Below are 18,624 nucleotides of genomic sequence, written 5' to 3'. Positions count from 1 at the left end.
GTCTCCTTAACGGCGTGGACGCACTAACTGCCACGCACGCCCCAAGTAGAACACTGAAGCGAAGCCACTCCATACGTGAACCAACCGTGTGAAGGGGAAAATCACAAACAAGGTCATGCCCATAAACAAGTGCGCTTTAAATACCCATGAGGCGTTCATAATGAAACCAGCGGCACCTGTTCTGAAGGTCACAATATGCTGTGCCCATGACATCAACAGCACCATTTCTTCGCCGTCCAAATGCTGCATGGAGACAAAAATTGTGCTTAAGCCCAGCAACAGTGTGATCAGCAACCACACCAGCAGCACCTTATCGCCTACACGCGTAGTGGCAGCAATACGCGGGTTGGTCAAACGACGGTAAAGCAGTATCAATAGGCCGGCCAAACACATCAGCCCCATGATGCCGCCCGCGGCCATCGCAAATACCTGTTTAGTCCCGTGCGAAATACCCAGGAAATCCCAAACGGCGACGGGTGTTAGCAAGCCCACCAAGTGGCCAAAGAACAAACCGATAATCCCAATGTGGAACAGAATGTTCCCTAGACGTAGGGAGCCGTGATACAGCAGTTGTGAGCTATCACTTTTCCATGTGTATTGCTCACGTTCAAAACGCACCAAGCTTCCCAAAAAGAAGATCGTCAGCGCCACATAAGGATACACACCGAATAAGAACTGATTCAGGCTACTCATGCTGATTCTCCAGTTGATCTTTGTACCGTTCTGGGATGAAAGCGCACCACCTGTTCGCCCCCGAAGTTACCGTGCAATAAAGGCTCGGCACCATCATTACCCACCCCGAACATTTCCAACGCTTCGTCCATGTCGCGTATAGGCGGCATTTCCTGTTCTTCAGGTTGCACAGCAGTACGGGTACGCAGTACGGAAAAAATCGTGGCGTAAGGGCTTTGGTTATTCGCCAACCTTGTGCCTATTGCGGCCAACACATGAATGGCTTGATCCAGTAATTCTTGGGACTCCTCAGGGCTTTGTAAGCTTAAAAACTCTAAGAACAAAGGCACATAATCGGGTAGCTCTGCCGAAACCAGGTCGAAACCGTGTTGCTGGTATTCGTTGAGCAAGTCCACCATGGCTTGCCCTCGGTCGCGGCTTTCGCCGTGCACGTGTTCAAACAAGTGCAAGGAGTGAGCCGGATTTCTATCAAAGGTAGCCACATAGTTTTCTTGCACAGCAATCAACGATGTTGAGGATAGAAAATCCAGTAATGGCGTGAGCTGTTGTAGCGCTTCGGGATAATCACTTAAGGCTTCGCGCACTTCGGGTAGCGCTTCCAACAACTCTTGATCTGGGTAATCCAATAAGGATGAGAGCACTTTATACAGCAGCATGTTTATCCTCCCCAGAGTTCTGTGCCGCAGGTTTTCTGCGTACTTCCCTAGCAACCACAGTAGGAGCACGCTCCCCTGTTGCTGGGCCTTTAGGTTTATCCGCTCGTTGGCGTGGTCGTCCAAACAAGGTGGTTTCTGTGACCCCACCACTGCAACCATTACCAAAGGTGAAACCACAACTACCTTGATCATCGAAGCTGTCTTCCACCATCTCTTTGTGCGATGACGGGATGACGAACCGGTCTTCGTAATTGGCAATTGCCATGATTTGGTACATGTCTTCGATGGTTTCAGCATCCAGACCCACAGCTGAAATCACCTCGTGATCTGGCTGTTTGTGCACCACTTCAGAACGTTTGTAGGCACGCATGGCCAACATACGTTTCAGCGCCAATGTAATGGGCTCTTCCTTACCGGCTGTTAACAAGTTCGCCAGATAACGTACTGGAATACGCAAGCTATCTACGTCTGGAATCATGCTGGCAGCACCAATAGTGGCATGCGGCATTTGGCCAGATTCAGCGGCAGACTGAATGGGAGACAATGGCGGTATGTACCACACCATCGGCAACGTACGGTACTCAGGGTGCAATGGGAAAGCTACTTTCCACTGACAAGCCATTTTGTACACAGGCGACTGCTTCGCCGCTTGTAACCACCCTTCAGGAATGCCTTGCTCGCGGGCTTTGGCAATCACTTCTGGGTCATTAGGATCCAAGAAAAGGTCTAATTGGGACTCGTACAAATCTTGCTCGTCAGCCGTAGAGGCAGCTTCTGCTATTTTGTCGGAGTCATACAGCATCACGCCCAAGTAGCGTATACGTCCCACACAGGTTTCCGAACATACGGTAGGCTGACCGGCTTCAATACGTGGATAGCAGAAGGTACATTTTTCCGCTTTGCCGCTTTGCCAGTTGTAATACACCTTTTTGTACGGGCAACCCGAGATACACATACGCCAGCCTCGGCATTTGTCTTGATCCACCAGCACAATGCCATCATCTTCGCGCTTATAGATAGAGCCAGATGGACAGCTAGCTACACAAGTAGGGTTCAAGCAGTGCTCACACAACCGAGGTAAATACATCATGAATGTATTTTCAAACGTGGCATACATATCTTTTTGCACGTTTTCAAATAACTGATCACGACTACGTGCAGCAAACTCGCCGCCCAAGTCATCTTCCCAGTTTGGACCCCAGGTGATTTTTTCCATTTTTTGCCCCGTCAGCACCGACACAGGCCGTGCGGTAGGCGGAGTACGACTTAAGGGTGCATTTTGTAAATGCTGATAGTCATAGGTAAATGGTTCGTAATAGTCATCAATTTGTGGCAAGTTGGGGTTGGCAAAAATATTTGCCAAGATGCGCAATTTACTACCTTGTCTGGGTTTAAGACGCCCTTTAGCATCTCGCACCCAACCACCTTTCCATTTCTTCTGGTTTTCCCATTCTTTGGGATAACCCACACCAGGTTTGGTTTCTACGTTATTGAACCAGGCATATTCCACACCGTCCCTACTGGTCCAGACATTCTTACAGGTCACCGAGCAAGTGTGACAACCAATACACTTGTCCAGATTCAATACCATGCCTATCTGTGCACGAATCTTCATTGATGAACTCCTTTACGAATACTATCCAGACTGAGCGGCTCCTCCATCCAATCCACTTTATCCAGCTTACGTAGCACCACAAACTCATCACGGTTACTACCCACCGTACCGTAGTAGTTAAAGCCGTAAGCTTGCTGTGCATAGCCACCAATCATGTGCGTAGGTTTCAGTACAGTACGTGTCACCGAATTGTGAATACCTCCACGTTTGCCGCTCAGTTGGGAGCCCGGCACGTTCACGATTTTTTCCTGAGCGTGATACATGAAACACACACCAGCAGGAATACGCTGACTCACTACCAACCTTGCTGTCACCACACCGTTGACGTTAAAGACCTCTACCCAGTCGTTATCCACCAAGCCAGCACGTTTCGCTTCGCTTTCGGCAATCCACACGTGTGGGCCACCACGGCTTAAGGTCAACATACGCAGGTTGTCGGAATAGGTACTGTGAATCCCCCATTTCTGGTGAGGTGTCACCCAGTTCAACACCAAGTCGTCTTTACCTTTACCGTGAGCCTTGAACATAGGCTGTACGGTTTTGGTGTCTACAGCAGGACGGTACACACAGAAGCCTTCACCAAAATCCAGCATCCAACGGTGGTCTTGATACAGCTGCTGTCTACCTGTCAGCGTTCGCCAAGGAATCAGCTCGTGTACGTTGGTATAACCCGCGTTGTAGCTCACCTCTTCGCTTTCCAGACCCGACCATGTTGGCGCAGAAATAATCTTGCGAGGTTGTGCTTGAATATCGCGGAAACGGATTTTCTCGTGCGATCTACCCTGCGCTAAATGCTTGTGTTCACGCCCAGTAATTCGCTCTAATGCTTCCCATGCTTTCACCGACACATGGCCGTTGGTTTCAGGCGCTAAGGTCAGAATCATTTCGGCCGCATCAATCGCGGTATCGAGCTGAGGACGACCTTGGCTGACACCGGCTTCCAATACACACTGGTTCAATGCACCCAGTTCTGTGATTTCATGCTCGGTATTCCAGTTAATCCCTTTACCGCCGTTACCCAGTTTGTCTAACAGCGGGCCTATAGACGTGAACTTGCGATAAATGTCGCGGTAATCCCGTTTCACTACCATCATGGATGGTGCGGTTTTACCGGGGATCAAATCACATTCACCGTATTTCCAGTCTTTAGGCTCCAACGCTTGGCCCAATTCCCCGGGGGTGTCGTGCATCAGAGGACTCAGTACCAAGTCTTCTTGTTCGCCCAAGTAGTCGCCACCAATTTCGCTAAAGCGCTTGGCTAACAGCTTGTAGATTTCCCAGTCGGTTTTGCTTTCCCACAGCGGCTGTACCGCTTCGCTCAGTGGGTGGATGAAGGGGTGCATGTCGGAGGTATTCAGGTCGTCTTTCTCGTACCATGTTGCGGTAGGCAGCACGATATCGCCGTACAAACAGGTGGTGCTCATACGGAAGTCCAACACCGTCAACAAGTCCAACTTACCTTCGTGCTCTTCATCACGGTAGGCTACTTCCAACGGACGTATGCCGTCTTTTTCTTCACTGAATACCGCGTTCTGTGTACCCAACAAGTACTTCAACATGTACTCATGGCCTTTACCGCTGGAACCCAGCAAGTTAGAACGCCAAATAAACATGTTGCGTGGGAAGTTAGCAGGCAGATCAGGATCTTCGCAGCTCATGCGCAAGGTGCCTTTTTTCAAGGCCTGCGCGGCGTAAGCAACGGGGTCTTCACCCTTGGCTCGTGCCTCTGCCACAACATTTAACGGGTTGGTTTCCAGCTGTGGTGCCGACGGCAACCAGCCCATGCGTTCAGACTTGGCATTCATGTCTATCATGCTCATACCCGCGTAACGCGAGGTTTGAGCAGTAGGCGACAATACTTCGTCCACGGCCAATTTTTCGTGACGCCACTGACCGGTATGAGCGTAGAAGAAGGACGTACCGTTCATTTGGCGTGGTGGTCTGGACCAGTCCAAACCAAAGGCCAATGGTGCCCAACCAAACTGTGGACGCAGTTTTTCTTGACCCACATAGTGAGCCCAACCGCCACCGCTTTGGCCCACGCAACCACACATCACCAACATGTTGATAATGGCGCGGTAGGTCATGTCCATGTGGTACCAGTGGTTCAAACCAGCACCCACAATCACCATGGAACGCCCTTTAGTATCATGGGCATTTTGTGCAAACTCGCGCGCAACTTGTATAACTTGCTGACGCGGCACGGTGGTGTGTTTTTCTTGCCAAGCTGGGGTGTACGGCACATCGTCGTCGTAGCTGCTGGCCACATTAGGACCACCCAAGCCCATGTCGACCCCATAGTTAGCCATCTGCAAGTCATAGACGGTAGCCACCAAAATAGGATTACCATCAGCACCTATTAAGCGTTTAACCGGTACGCGGCGCAGCAACACCTCGTCGTGCTCGCCACCAAAGTACGGGAAAGCCACTTCTACGGCTTCATCGTGCTGCTTCACTAAACTAAGCTGTGGTGACACTTCACGGCCCGTGCTGGCATCACGCATTTCTAGGTTCCAGTGACCTACGTGCCCTTGCTCGTGCTCACCTTCGCCCCAACGCAGCCCAATAGAACCGTTAGGCACTACCAATTCGCCAGTGGTTTCATCGATTAGCAGTGTTTTCCACTCAGGGTTATTCACTTGACCTAAGGCGTTATCCAGATGCGATGCACGCAAGAAATGACCAGGGTGCAACATGCCATCACGCGATTCCAGCATCACCAACATAGGCATATCGGTGTACTGCTTTATGTAGTTGCTGAAGTACTCAGACTTATCGGGGCGGTGGAACTCAGACAAGATCACGTGGCCCATGGCCAATGCCAATGCGGCGTCCGTACCTTGTCGTGGTGACAGCCAGATATCGCCGAACTTCACCATTTCGCCGTAGTCACTGGAAACCGCCACCGTTTTGGTACCTTTGTAGCGAACTTCCGTGTAGAAGTGAGCATCGGGAGTACGTGTTTGCGGTACGTTAGAACCCCACACAATCAGGTAGTTGGCGTTATACCAATCGGCCGATTCGGCCACGTCAGTTTGTTCGCCCCAGACTTGTGGGCTGGCTGGCGGCAAATCGCAATACCAGTCGTAGAAGCTCAAACAGGTACCGCCCAGCAAACTCAGGTAACGCGCGCCAGCAGCGTAGCTCACCATACTCATCGCAGGAATAGGCGAGAAACCTATCAAGCGATCTGGACCAAATTTTTTGATGGTGTACGCATTAGCCGCAGCAATGATCTCTGTTGCCGTATCCCAATCTGCACGTACAAAACCACCCAAGCCCCGAACGGCTTTATAGCGGCGTGCTTTTTCTGGGTCTTGGCTAATGGATTCCCAAGCAGCTATAGGGTCCAGTGTTTGTCTGGCTTCACGCCACATTTCCATCAGCGTGCCGCGCATCAAGGGGTATTTCACCCGTTGAGCAGAATACACGTACCAACTGTATGAGGCACCACGCGGGCAACCCCTAGGCTCGTGATTCGGTAAGTCAGCACGCGTACGTGGGTAATCGGTTTGTTGAGTTTCCCAGGTGATCAAACCGTTCTTGACATAGACCTTCCAAGAACAGGAACCTGTACAGTTCACTCCGTGCGTGGAGCGTACGATTTTGTCGTGCTGCCAACGAGCCCGGTAGGTGTTTTCCCACTGCCGGTCTTCATTAACCACCTCGCCGTGCCCATCTGCATACGTAGACTTCACACGAGAAACGAATTTCAGCCTATCGAGAAAATGACTCATACTGTTGTCCTCATTGTTCAGCCCACACTGCCTACTGGACTGACGTAAAAGAATGGAGATTACGTACTACTGTAGAAAAGTTCTGCGTTGCTAACCATTCGCCACGCGGGGTAATTTCCTACCGCAAAAGGAGTAGTTCTAATGCCATAGAACTACTCCTTTAGAACTAGTGACCTAACACGGCATTGCGGCATTGCGTCTGGCGTAAAACCACCAAGTCAGCAACACACAACTCAAATAGAAGCCTACAAAACACCACAGCGCTGCACTCACTCCACCGGTCATACTGATGGAGGTACCAAAACTTCTAGGAATGAAAAACCCGCCATACGCACCAATCGCACCGGTGAAACCCAGTACCGCGGCAGACTCTTTACCTGCGTCGATCAAAGCACGTTTATGCGCTTCCTCGCCTTTGCCCTCTGCCTCACGTAGACGCTCTGTCATGAAAATGATGGGAATCATGCGAAACGTGGATCCATTACCCACACCAGACAAGGCAAACAGTAAAATGAACAGCGACAAGAACACATAAAAATTGCCGCTTTGACCTTCAGCAGGAATCACAAATAGCAGGGCAATCACACACAGTGTCATCAAGCTAAAGGTATAGAGCGTGACCTTGGCTCCCCCTACTTTGTCCGACACCCAACCACCAGCAGAGCGAGTTAACGAACCTACTAGTGGGCCTAAGAAAGCATAGGCAACGGGGTTGTACTCAGGGAACAGCAACTTCGCCAACATGGCAAAACCGGCTGAGAAACCAATAAATGACCCAAAGGTACCTACGTATAACCAGCACATCAGCCAGTTATGCTTACGCTTGAACACAACCGCTTGTTCTCTGAATGACGCCTTAGCATCGGCAATATCATTCATACCGAACCAAGCTGCTATCGCGGATATCGCAATAAAAGGCACCCAAATAAAGCCCGCATTCTGTAACCACACGGCTTGCGGTGCATTGGCATCTACTACCATTTGCGGTGGCCCCGCCAATGCGCCAAACATCCCCACGCTAATCACGAAAGGCACGATAAATTGCGCCAGCGACACACCCAAGTTCCCAATACCGGCATTCAAGCCTGTAGCCATGCCTTTGTGAGATTTAGGAAAGAAGAAGCTGATGTTTGCCATGCTGGAGCTAAAGTTACCGCCACCAAAACCACACAACAGCGCCAGAATCATTAAGGTGGTGTATGGGGTATCGGGATCTTGCAACGCAAAACCCATCCCCAAGGCGGGGATCAGCAACAGAGCAGTGGAAATCGCTGTCCAGCGTCTACCACCAAAAATAGGCACCATAAAAGAATAGAAAATACGCAGCGTGGCACCTGACAAAGCGGGCAACGACGTCAACCAAAACAGCTGATTAGCCGAGAAATCAAAACCCGCTTTGTTCAAGTTCACCGCCACAATGCTCCATAGCATCCAAATGCTGAAAGAGAACATCAATGCGGGAATAGAAATCCACAAATTGCGGCGCGCTATACGATGGCCGGTACTTTTCCAAAATGCTTCATCTTCCGGCGTCCAGCGTTTTAAAACATACTCGCCCATGACGTGTTCCTTATGTAGTAACTCTGACTGTGCTTGGGTGATAGCACTAGGCTTTAGCCATTGCTTTTTCTTTCGGTGCTCTGAAGCTGAAATGCATCCAGATCAACGACACACACACCGCGCCATACAACAACATGAAGCAGCTAGAGCGTACGCCGGTCAAATCCAACAACAGACCAAATAAGATAGGCAGCACAAAACCACCCAGACCTCCGGCTAACCCGACCAAACCGGATACAGCACCAATGTTCTGATCAAACTCATCTGAAATGAACTTAAACACTGAGGCTTTACCAATCGCCATGGCTATACCCACCACAAACATCAAGACGGTGAACACCACAGGGCCTAGTGCAATATGGAAACTTTGAGGTCCATCCACAGTACGAATAGTGAAATCCGTATCGGGATAGCTAAGAAGGAAGAAGGCCACCCAGCACACCCACATCACCCACCATGTAGTGCGATACGCGCCAAATTTGTCGGACACCCAACCACCCACGGCGCGCAACACACCGCCAGGCAAGGAGAAACAGGCGGCTAAAAACGCTGCCGTTTTCAGGCTAAAACCGTATTCGCCTATGTAGTATTGAGTCATCCACAATGACAACGCCACATACCCGCCGAACACCACTGAATAGTATTGGCAGTAGCGCCATACTCTAGGGTCGCGCAACATAGCTAACTGAGCAGACAAGCTCGTGGTTTGGCTGGATTGCTTGTGGCTGGGGTCAGTAGACGTCAATAACCAGAAAATTCCGGCTGTGACCAACAACGCAATGGAATACACCTGTGGAATGATGGTCCACATGCCGCCCGCAGCAATCATTAACGCCGGAGCTACAAACTTGGTGAGTGCCGCACCCGAGTTACCGGCACCAAAGATCCCCATCGCCAAACCTTGGCGGTTTTTAGGGAACCAACGGGCCACATAGGGTGTACCTACTGAAAACACGCCGCCCACCAAGCCTACAAACAATGCTAATACTAGGAATTGCCAGTACTGTGTGGCGAACGACATAAGCCAAATAGGGATTACGGCCACTAGCATCGTACAGAAAAACACAATACGGCCACCGTACTTGTCTGTCCAAATGCCTAAGGGCACCCTGACTAATGAGCCGGTAAGTACAGGCATAGATGCCAACAAACCAAACTGAGTTTCAGTCAAACCCAGTTGTTTTCGAATGGGAATGCCCAACACAGCAAACATCATCCACACGGCAAAACAGATGGTGAATGCAAAGGTACTACCCGCTAAAACAGAAACCGCTTTTCCAGAGTGTGTGCTCATACGTATGCCCTCCAAGAGCAACCATTCACATCAACTCAAGCGTAGCTAACGGTCTTGTTCTGCACCATTCCTCTGGCGAGCAGGCAAAGCCAAGCAGAAGAACTAGTTATTTAGAACTAGTCGCCCTGCTAACTCCGGCAAAAACACAAACAACATAATGAGGCGCTACTAATTGGTGCACATCAACACCCAGCCTTACTCACTAGAACTGCTTATTTTTGCTGCGTCATTTTTATAGTGAAACTTGTTTTAGTCACGATTATGGCGTGCAAAGTCGTGCTCTTTCTGAAAATTTACAATCCGTTGCTACCATTTAAAACCTTGAAAACATTGGCTCTTAAGCTCTGAAAGTAGGTTTTTTCGCCGTAGTTAGGGGCTATTTCACAGATGAAAGCGTTATATCTGGTCATGCACATCACATAGGTGAACCCACTACAAAACATCCCTTCTAGCGCTATACGTACAAGCATCTAGCCGCATAACAGCAACCTTTGTGCTCATTGAGAATGATTCCAATTTTCCTCTTTGTTTTCAATAGATTGGAATTTTTCACACTACCCATAAAGAAACTATTTTTAAGCTCATATGTGTAGTTTTTTGCACCACAACCCTGTTGCCAAAACACATCATCCTGTAATTCACCACACGCTAAACAATTATTAACACTTAGGCGGTTACACATTCGCTCCTGTGCAAGGTGTGGAAAGTAATACAAAAGTTCCTCACAAATTACCTTCCGATACAACCTTAAACCTTTAGAACACAAAAAAGGCCTGCCCCTCATACACAATAGCGTCAAACAGATGAAACACAAAAAGAACAAATCTCCGGCAACGGAAATGCAAAATCCACCATAAGAAACACGAACAAATACAGTAAAGGTCAAACTATGAATTCCTACTTATGGCTACAGCAAGACAGAACAAAATCAATATGTAAGCACCTGACCTCAAGAAATATTATTTCACCTGAAGATTGGATTATTGATTCTAGCCACTTTCAAAGGGAGACATCAGAAACCATACAAACTGGATATAGTATTTGGTCAAAACCTGTTCTGGCTTTAATTAAGAAAAGCTCTTTATTCGAGAAAATAGCTTCTACTCCAGCCAAATGGCTGATAGAAGATCTTAAATTCAAAAAAGGTATGCGTAAGAATCTACATATAAAGGGATTTTTGTTTAGGCATATCATTTTTAACCCTATTTCCTGGTCTCTAGGAAATCTGAAATTGCTTGGAACTACTCAAAAAGACAAGCAAGTCGTAGCAGTAAATAAACGTTGAGAGACGTTTACCCTTATTTAACTTAGGAAACTCAAAATGAAAAAACATGCTCTGACTATCGCCCTCGCATCTGCAATGATGTTGCCTTCCGCTTTTGCTGTTGCAGCAGAAGGTAAAATCCAGTTCGATGGCAAAATCACTAACGAAACTTGCTCATTGGCATCCAAGTCTTCCAACATCGTTGTAACGATGGGTACATGGTCCACCAACCACTTTACAACGAACGGTAACACCTACACAGACTTGGCTGACCTGGAAATCACTCTGACAGGCTGCGAGAAAGACGGTGTTGCTACCTTCGTATTTAAAGGCACTGAAGACGGAGACCCAACACTGTTGCGCTTGCAAAACTCTGGTCTGCCTTCTACAGCTAAAGGCGTAGCAGTTGGTATGACTACTGGTACTAACCCAGCAGCTGCTGCTGAACGTGTGAAGTTTGACGGTTCTGACTTGAAGTTTAACTTCGTTAAAGGTAACAACACTATGTACCTGAAAGCTTTCTATGAAATGAATGCTGCAGATCCTGACGATGTTACTGCCGGTGAAGCAAAAGCTAACGCTACTTTCGTAGTGACTTACGTTTAACTTTTAGCACGCTACTGCCGCGCCGGCTCCGTCGGTGCGGTAGTACCGCTTACTACTATGACAAAACTCTTATCAACCTATGCTGCTGTGCTTACTGTCTGCCTGTCGAGTACATCAGCATATGCTGCTGACCGGACCACCATCAACATTACCGGTAGCGTACGCGCTCCTACGTGTAGCGCGGTAACGGTAAACAACGGTAGGGCAGTGAGTTTTGGAGAGGTAGACGCCAGCGTACTGCGTACCGAAGGGTTTACTACAGGTATCCCTTTTGATATCACGCTGGTCAACTGCAATACCCAAACATATCGCACTGCTTTATTTAAATTCAATGCTAATACCGTCACTAACTCAGGCGGCTACCAGATAGCACCCGTTGAGTCGGTGAATCACGCTAAAGGCGTCGCTATCATCGTAAAAGACTCGGAAGGCAGAAACATTAGATTTAATAATCAAGAAATGTTTAATTACCCCCTGAGCAACGGTAATAACAGACTAATGTTTGATGCTTTTTTAGTCTCTACTGGAAACAACTGGGATACCTTGAGCCCAGGCTTAATTGCTGCACAAGCCACATTCACTGTCAGTTACATATAGCTGTTCTATAGGAAAGAAGATGATTGAAAAAAAGAACATTTTAAAATTTTGTGCGCTGGCAGCCACTACTTTATTCAGCATGCAAAGCATCGCTGCTATCCAACTGAGCAATACAAGAGTAGTGATCGAAGGATCTAAAAACTCTGGCTCGGTAGTCGCTAAAAACGTCTCCTCTGAACCTTTTGTTATTCAGAATTGGGTTGAAGGCCCAAATGAAGAAATGGAAACCCCTTTCTTCGTTACGCCTCCATTAAGCCGACTAGAAGGTAACAGCGATTTTTCTTTAAGTATAAGAAAAATTGATGGCGAACTTCCTAGCGATAGAGAATCTTATTTCTGGCTTAACGTAATGGAAATCCCAAAGTCAGAAAAAGAGGATTCCAACAACCTAACATTAGCCATTAGAACAAGAATAAAAATCTTCTACCGACCAACAGGTATTGGTTCACCAACCGAAGTAGAGAAAACTCTAAACTGGGCGCTGATTAGAAATGGTAATACTTGCCAATTGAGTATTGGCAATAGCTCTGCATTTAATGTCAATTTCTCAGACATTTTGATTGACAACAAAAACACAGAATTTGGCAAGGGATATATCTCTACCCCTTTTAGCCAGCAAACCGTTGATTTGAAAAGCTGCCCTACTACTGGACAGCTACAAGCCAATATTGTGAATGACTATGGTGCATTTATTCCTCTGCCAGTAGTAGAACTAAAATAAGAATACACCATGAAAAAAACTATCGCGATTCATCTTACTTGCGCTGGCTTATTGTTTACTAGCTCTTTTGCTGTACAGGCCGATGACGGGGAGTTTTTTGACAGTGGTTTTTTGTTTCGACCAGGTAACCAAGAGTTGCCTACAGACTTATCCATTTTTAGTCATTCAAACAAAGTATTACCCGGGCCACAACAAGTCAAAATAATTGTCAACCAACGTAACTTTGGCGAGCACACAGTTACGTTCATCCCTAATGAACAAGAAAATAAAGATGCCACACCGTGCTTTACATTGCCCTTGTTGCAAGCAATAGGCATTAAAACCGTCACGTTTCCAGAGCATGAGACTCAAGATAACGAAACCTGTGTAGATCTCAGCGTACTACCGTCGGCCACCTACAACTTTGACGCTCGTACAGCGACGCTCACACTTTCTATTCCGCAAATCGCGTTGGATAGTGTGGCGCGTGGCTCGGTTCCTATGTCTTTGTGGAATGATGGTGAAACTAGTCTGTGGGCAACCTATCAGTTGTCACACTTTCGCGGTACCTTTAAAGACAACAACGCCAACAAACAAAACAACAATTCAACCTTTTTTGGCTTGCAAGCTGGTTTTAACATTGGTGCATGGCGTTTTCGTTCTAATGGTAGCCTGTATCGTACAGACGGCGAACAACACTGGAACTTTAACGAGAACTATGTAGAGCGGGATATTCCCCACTGGCGTAGTCGTATCCGTTTTGGTGATAGCACAACCTCAAGTACCACGTTTACGTCCACGCGTATACGCGGTGTAAAACTTGAGTCTGATGACAGTATGCTTGCCAATAGCGAGCAAGGTTATGCTCCTACTGTAGAGGGTTTTGCTAACTCTACAGCTAAAGTCACTATCCGCCAAAACGGTAATGTGATGTACACCACTATGGTGGCACCAGGTCCATTTGTCATTAATGACCTGTACGCCATTCCAGGGGGGGGTGACTTAGAAGTAGAGATTGAAGAAACCAACGGCAACATTGTGCGCTATATACAGCCGTACTCCATTTTGCCCTCTATGCTACGTGAAGGGCGTTGGCAGTACAGTGCTTCTGTAGGTAAGTACCGTGCTTACAGTAGTGATACAGAAGAACCTATTGTTGCGCAAGCGACGTTCGCCCATGGTTTGCCAGCTGGTGTCACCCTTTATGGGGGCACCATGATTTCAAAGAACTACTTTGCTAACTCGCTAGGTATTGCCTTAAACCTGAGTGACTGGGGTGGTCTGTCTGCTGACCTTATCCACTCTACCGCTAAAGACCAAGATGGTGAGCGGCTTAGTGGTTATGCCATGCGTGTACAGTACGCTAAAAACTTACAAACCACGGGTACAAACTTACGTCTGTTTGGTTACCGTTATAGCTCTGAAAACTATAGAGATTTAAGCCAAATCCTGTCTAAGTCTCAGATTTTTGACCCACAAAACCCTACCAGTGCTGAGGAGTTCTATCAAAGCAGTAGGTTGTGGAACAAGTCGCACGAGTATCAAGCATCTATTACCCAAAACTTGGGTGAGTATGGCTCTATTTCAGCCTCTTACTCCAAGATCCAGTTTCGTAACAATGTGAGTGCCTCAAACTCCTTTAATATTGGTTACGGTAACAGTATTGGTCCTGTTAGCTACTACATCTCTTTCAACTCTGTCAGTTCCGCCTGGCAGCGTCGCAATAACAGTGTGATGTTGAACGTCAGCATTCCTCTGGAAGGTACAAACTCCTATGTTGGGTACAGTTACTCACGACAAACAGGTGGTAATTACTCACATGACGCTACGTTGTCGGGTTCGGTCTTAGAAAATAACGCCTTAACCTACAGCGTACGTGCTGGTCGCTCTAAAGATGATAGCTCTACAGGTAACAACTACTACCTGAGCAGCAGCTACAGGAACTCTATTGGTGAGGTTTCTGCAAGTGTGGCGCGCACGCATAAAAACACGCAAAGTCAGATCAGCGTCAGTGGCTCTTTGGTTATAGACCAAGGTGGCATTCTGCTAGGTCAGCATATGACTGACACCGCGATCATTGTAGATGCACCTGGGGCCGCTAACATGCAGTTGGCAAGCCACCCAACGATTAGCACCAATAGTTCAGGCCGCGCATTGATTCCATACGCGAGCCCATATCGAGAAAACCAAGTGTCCTTGTCGGCTGACTATTACAACGAGAACGTCACAGTACAACAAAACCACCGGACTGTAGTCCCAACAAAAGGCGCGATTGTTGTTGCATCCTTTGAAACAGAGGCCGGTAGATCCGAGCTATTCACTCTGAAATATCAAGGGAGGATCGTTCCCTTTGGTGCAGCGATTTACGATGCAGAAGGTGAGCGTAAAGCCATTATTGGCCCTATAGGTAGGTTGTGGATGTCAGGTTTGGTTGAGATACAAAAACTCACTGCTCGCTGGGGTACTAATGGTGACTCCAGAGAATGCTCATTCACTATTGATCCTGCCACGTTAGTAGATACAACAGAAGATTCAAACAAGGAGCTCACATGCGAATAAGTCCTGCCTATTATGGTGCGCTGATCTTAGGCAGTAGTCTGCTGTATTCAGCAGCCGCTTTCGCACAGCCTTCAGGCTGTAACTATAATAACGGTCGTTCAAACTACCTTCCTTATGACTCTCAGTTATTAGATATTCGAAGCTGGGTAGGCTGGGAAGCTCAAGTTCAGGTTCCCAGTAACGCTGCCATTGGTTCTGTAATAAAAACATTCACGCACTACGGGCTGCCTGACTTACAGAACATGAGCGAAAGGGATGCTGCTCGTTATATTGCTCTTGCAAACTGTCCTCCAGGTAAACGAGAAAACTTTAAGCTTGTGGGTGTACCGACCAGCATTTGGAACGTCTACCGTCAAAGTCCCAACGATAATATCGGCTACCGTGTTTCTTACCCTGGCTGGGGTCAAAGTGCTAGCATAATCTTTACTTCCGGGGGGGGAGGTACGACGAATGTCCCAAATGGACGGTCGTTATATATGCTGTACCCTCCTCCAGGCCCCATGACCATCGAGTTTATTTTACTCTCTCACACGTGGCCAGCAAACCGATCTGTGTCTATTAGTGGTTTAGTAGCTGATACCGATGTGGACGGATGGGGGGCCGGAACGTTATTGCGGTATAACGTTTTCTTTCCTATCACGTTTATACCAGAACCGTGCTACTTCACCTCTGCTTCTGTGCTTAACGTAGAGCTAGACCCCGTAGACTCAGAGCGATTTACTGGCTCAGGTACTGCACTTAACCACAAAGACGTGCCTTTGATGCGTATGCGTTGTAGTGGTGTATCTGCCAAACCTAGAGTCACTATCAACGGTGCAGCTGACGCAAGCGGTGTTCCCGGCGTATTAAGAAACCTGGCTACAACCTCGCCAGCATCAGGGGTGGGCATTCTGCTAGAGCATACCCCCCCCTCTCTACAACCTTATCCAGCAGACCTAGCGGGCGGAACTCAACGCCCCTCTCTTGGCCTAGTTAATGATGGGAGTTGTGGCACCAACTGCACTAACTGGAGCCTTCCTATGAGAGCCAGTTATTACAGCACCTCCCCTACCGTTACCGCTGGCGCTGTCTCTGCCCGTGTCACCGTAGATGTGACATACCCCTAACACCCTATACGCTTTGTAACCATTCAGATCGCCGCTCCTGCGGCGATCTTGCTATGCTTGTTACAAACTATAGTTTCAACAAGGAATAGGCATGATTACACTTCCTGAGCGCCCCGAACTGCGGGCAGCTTTAGCGAAAATTATTGCTGAAGTTTGCCGTTGTGATGAAAAAGATCTGCTCAATGACACCCCTTTTAGTGAAATCATTGAGCATTATGATTCACTGGCCATGTTGGAAATTCTGTTGGGTATTGAAGCGCGCTTTGATATCACCACAGATGATATGCTCCCCCCCGAATACCGTACCCAAGAAGAGGTGGCTGAACTTTTCCCCAAAACATTGGAGGAATTGGCAGATCATACCTACAACGTTGCCGCACGCTTAAATAAAGAAGAACAAGAAAAAACAGAAGCCGCTGAACAGGCCGCCTCTACGACAGAGAGTGCTGAACTGACTCCACAACCTTCTTCTGCTGAGCATACTGAAATCTCCACGGATACTTCTTCGTCTGCAGTAACCAACAACAAACCAGAGCCTGCCCCCGCACCACTCAAAACAGCCAAAAAAGCAGCTAAGAAGGCAGCTAAGAAGGCAGCTAAGAAGGCAGCTAAGAAAGCAGCCAAAAAAGCGACTAAAACCGCTAGTGCACCGGTAGAGAAAACAGACAGTGATACTCCAGACAAACCCAAACGCACCAGAAAGGTAGCGAAAAAAGCAGCAGATGGTACTGCCAATACCCCTAAACGTCGCGCTACCAAGACCCCTTCCTCTAACTCATAATTGCTGAGCATTGCTACATGAAACGTCGTGTTGTTATCACTGCTATGGGGTTGGTTTCGCCTATAGGCCATAACCCAGAAGAATTTTTTACTGCATTGCGTGAGGGGCGTCATGGTGTACGTCCTCATACTGAACTAAAGCTCAGCCATTCTGTTGGTTGGGTTGATGCTGATCTAAACAAAGACCTGCCCGGCAACCAAAGCATGATGCTGGATAGAGTCAGCAAAATGGCGTTATTTGCCGCCCGACAAGCGCTTGCGCAGCAACCTCTGTCAGCCGAGGAGTTACAACAAACAGGCGTGTACCTTGGTACAGGGATTGGCGGTATTAAAGCACTGTGTGATGCCGTTGCTGGCCATCACAATATAGGGCCAAAAATTGTGCAGTTGGTGATTCCTGCTGCCATGCCTAATGCGCCTACTGCCCATATTGCGCAATTAATGTCATGCACCCAAGAAGCACAAACCTACGCTACTGCCTGCACGGCGGGTTCTGTTGCTATTGGTGAAGCATACCGCCGTATCCGTGATGGCTATGTAGACACTGCACTCGCGGGTGGCACTGAAGCAATGATTCAGCCTGAGCTACTTAGAGCCTGGGAACAATTGCATGTGCTATGCGTAGATCAAGAAACAAATCCTGAAGGTGGGTGTAGACCTTTCAGCCTAAAACGTAGTGGTTTTGCGTTGGGTGAAGGTGCCGCTATGGTCATGATGGAAACGCTTGAACATGCGTTGGCTCGTGGTGCTACGCCTTTGGCTGAAGTAGCAGGTTATGGCGTTAGTAACGATGGTACTCACCCCTTACGCCCTAACCCTCATGGTCAAGCCTTAGCAATTACGCGTGCCTTACACGATGCAGGTATACAGCCTGAACAAGTGGAATACATTAATGCCCACGCCACTGGTACCATGACTGGCGATCGTATTGAAACCGAAGCCATCAAAATGGTATTTGGTGACCATGCCCAGAAGTTGGCTGTCAGCAGTATTAAAGGCAACATGGGGCACTTGATTGGTGCCTGCGGTGCTCTGGAAGCAATCAGCACCATTAAATCACTGCAAACAAAAATCTTGCCCCCTACTCTACACTTCGCCCCCGGTGATGAGCAGTGTGATTTGGATTACGTTCCTAACAACGCCCGCCAACTGGACAAACTGGACATTGCTGTCAGCAACTCCTTTGGTATGGGTGGCAACAATGCTGTATTGGTGTTTAAAGCTTATAACGAGTAGGCGCTGGCCAACTACCAGCTAACGGGCTGTGCCCCATTGTGGCACAGCCCGTTTTGCATGATGCTCCGTCTTACTCTGTCTATTGTGACCCACCCTTTTGCAGTTTTTCTTCTTTTCCACACACCCAGTAGTTATCCACGCCTGCTGTGAATAAGCTTGGGGACAGTGGCAGAATAAGCCTTGCTTAGCTAGTCCACACGCCACTTTGCACAGGCATGGCT

14 protein-coding genes are annotated in these 18,624 nt (G+C 48.0%); 8 read left to right on the top strand and 6 right to left on the bottom strand.

Features of this window, described 5'->3' with window-relative positions:
• Nucleotides 1-6: 6 nt before the first annotated feature.
• The 6 genes from narI to AC3QL0_RS04245 form a co-directional block, all read right to left on the bottom strand.
• Nucleotides 7-693 (bottom strand): respiratory nitrate reductase subunit gamma, encoded by a 687-nt coding sequence (gene narI / locus AC3QL0_RS04270; RefSeq protein WP_493010232.1) that lies wholly within the window; start codon nt 691-693, stop codon nt 7-9.
• Entirely contained in the window at nt 690-1,349 is a 660-nt protein-coding gene (gene narJ, locus AC3QL0_RS04265) for a nitrate reductase molybdenum cofactor assembly chaperone (protein WP_493010231.1), read from the bottom strand. Before narJ ends, narI begins: the two co-directional genes overlap by 4 nt.
• On the bottom strand, nt 1,336-2,964 hold the full coding sequence (gene narH / locus AC3QL0_RS04260; protein WP_493010230.1) for a nitrate reductase subunit beta: 1,629 nt from the start codon (nt 2,962-2,964) through the stop codon (nt 1,336-1,338). Before narH ends, narJ begins: the two co-directional genes overlap by 14 nt.
• Nucleotides 2,961-6,701 carry a nitrate reductase subunit alpha gene (locus tag AC3QL0_RS04255; protein ID WP_493010229.1) on the bottom strand — a complete coding sequence of 1,247 codons (3,741 nt, stop codon included), beginning with the start codon at nt 6,699-6,701 and terminating at the stop codon, nt 2,961-2,963. The genes narH and AC3QL0_RS04255 overlap by 4 nt, the downstream gene beginning before the upstream one ends.
• Before the next feature lie 174 nt (nt 6,702-6,875).
• Nucleotides 6,876-8,261: a NarK family nitrate/nitrite MFS transporter gene (locus tag AC3QL0_RS04250; RefSeq protein ID WP_493010228.1), complete on the bottom strand. Its 1,386-nt coding sequence runs from the start codon at nt 8,259-8,261 to the stop codon at nt 6,876-6,878.
• Nucleotides 8,262-8,307: 46 nt separating this feature from the next.
• Complete coding sequence (locus tag AC3QL0_RS04245) at nt 8,308-9,555, bottom strand: MFS transporter (RefSeq protein ID WP_493010227.1); 1,248 nt, start codon at nt 9,553-9,555, stop codon at nt 8,308-8,310.
• Between the two features lie 889 nt (nt 9,556-10,444).
• On the opposite strand from AC3QL0_RS04245, the gene AC3QL0_RS04240 reads away from it, so the two are divergent.
• The 8 genes from AC3QL0_RS04240 (at nt 10,445) to AC3QL0_RS04205 (ending at nt 18,403) form a co-directional block, all read left to right on the top strand.
• A complete protein-coding gene (locus AC3QL0_RS04240; RefSeq protein ID WP_493010226.1) occupies nt 10,445-10,840 on the top strand; it encodes a hypothetical protein in 396 nt (131 codons plus the stop codon).
• Between the two features lie 36 nt (nt 10,841-10,876).
• Nucleotides 10,877-11,425: a fimbrial protein gene (locus tag AC3QL0_RS04235; RefSeq protein ID WP_493010225.1), complete on the top strand. Its 549-nt coding sequence runs from the start codon at nt 10,877-10,879 to the stop codon at nt 11,423-11,425.
• A gap of 57 nt (nt 11,426-11,482) precedes the next feature.
• Nucleotides 11,483-12,022, top strand: a complete 540-nt coding sequence (locus AC3QL0_RS04230; protein WP_493010224.1) for a fimbrial protein — start codon at nt 11,483-11,485, stop codon at nt 12,020-12,022.
• Between the two features lie 19 nt (nt 12,023-12,041).
• Nucleotides 12,042-12,743: a fimbrial biogenesis chaperone gene (locus AC3QL0_RS04225; protein ID WP_493010223.1), complete on the top strand. Its 702-nt coding sequence runs from the start codon at nt 12,042-12,044 to the stop codon at nt 12,741-12,743.
• A 9-nt stretch (nt 12,744-12,752) separates the two neighbouring features.
• A complete protein-coding gene (locus AC3QL0_RS04220) occupies nt 12,753-15,281 on the top strand; it encodes a fimbria/pilus outer membrane usher protein (protein ID WP_493010222.1) in 2,529 nt (842 codons plus the stop codon).
• A 476-nt stretch (nt 15,282-15,757) separates the two neighbouring features.
• A complete protein-coding gene (locus AC3QL0_RS04215; protein WP_493010221.1) occupies nt 15,758-16,387 on the top strand; it encodes a fimbrial protein in 630 nt (209 codons plus the stop codon).
• A 91-nt stretch (nt 16,388-16,478) separates the two neighbouring features.
• Complete coding sequence (locus AC3QL0_RS04210; protein WP_493010220.1) at nt 16,479-17,168, top strand: acyl carrier protein; 690 nt, start codon at nt 16,479-16,481, stop codon at nt 17,166-17,168.
• Nucleotides 17,169-17,185: 17 nt separating this feature from the next.
• Nucleotides 17,186-18,403, top strand: a complete 1,218-nt coding sequence (locus AC3QL0_RS04205; protein WP_493010219.1) for a beta-ketoacyl-[acyl-carrier-protein] synthase family protein — start codon at nt 17,186-17,188, stop codon at nt 18,401-18,403.
• The last annotated feature ends 221 nt before the right edge of the window (nt 18,404-18,624 follow it).

The sequence above is a fragment of the Paenalcaligenes sp. GW821-LYS-B07-1 genome (genome assembly GCF_058803365.1).
Note: the sequence above shows the minus strand (reverse complement) of the source record. Positions and strands in the feature narration are given on the sequence as shown.

Excerpts from the sequence above, each read along its gene's own strand:
- AC3QL0_RS04205 (WP_493010219.1), top strand. The coding sequence starts at position 17,186 with ATGAAACGTCGTGTTGTTATCACTGCTATGGGGTTGGTTTCGCCTATA.
- AC3QL0_RS04210 (WP_493010220.1), top strand. The coding sequence starts at position 16,479 with ATGATTACACTTCCTGAGCGCCCCGAACTGCGGGCAGCTTTAGCGAAA.
- AC3QL0_RS04255 (WP_493010229.1), bottom strand. The coding sequence starts at position 6,701 with ATGAGTCATTTTCTCGATAGGCTGAAATTCGTTTCTCGTGTGAAGTCT.
- AC3QL0_RS04235 (WP_493010225.1), top strand. The coding sequence starts at position 10,877 with ATGAAAAAACATGCTCTGACTATCGCCCTCGCATCTGCAATGATGTTG.
- AC3QL0_RS04230 (WP_493010224.1), top strand. The coding sequence starts at position 11,483 with ATGACAAAACTCTTATCAACCTATGCTGCTGTGCTTACTGTCTGCCTG.
- AC3QL0_RS04215 (WP_493010221.1), top strand. The coding sequence starts at position 15,758 with ATGCTGTACCCTCCTCCAGGCCCCATGACCATCGAGTTTATTTTACTC.
- AC3QL0_RS04225 (WP_493010223.1), top strand. The coding sequence starts at position 12,042 with ATGATTGAAAAAAAGAACATTTTAAAATTTTGTGCGCTGGCAGCCACT.
- AC3QL0_RS04220 (WP_493010222.1), top strand. The coding sequence starts at position 12,753 with ATGAAAAAAACTATCGCGATTCATCTTACTTGCGCTGGCTTATTGTTT.
- AC3QL0_RS04245 (WP_493010227.1), bottom strand. The coding sequence starts at position 9,555 with ATGAGCACACACTCTGGAAAAGCGGTTTCTGTTTTAGCGGGTAGTACC.
- AC3QL0_RS04250 (WP_493010228.1), bottom strand. The coding sequence starts at position 8,261 with ATGGGCGAGTATGTTTTAAAACGCTGGACGCCGGAAGATGAAGCATTT.
- narH (WP_493010230.1), bottom strand. The coding sequence starts at position 2,964 with ATGAAGATTCGTGCACAGATAGGCATGGTATTGAATCTGGACAAGTGT.
- narJ (WP_493010231.1), bottom strand. The coding sequence starts at position 1,349 with ATGCTGCTGTATAAAGTGCTCTCATCCTTATTGGATTACCCAGATCAA.
- narI (WP_493010232.1), bottom strand. The coding sequence starts at position 693 with ATGAGTAGCCTGAATCAGTTCTTATTCGGTGTGTATCCTTATGTGGCG.
- AC3QL0_RS04240 (WP_493010226.1), top strand. The coding sequence starts at position 10,445 with ATGAATTCCTACTTATGGCTACAGCAAGACAGAACAAAATCAATATGT.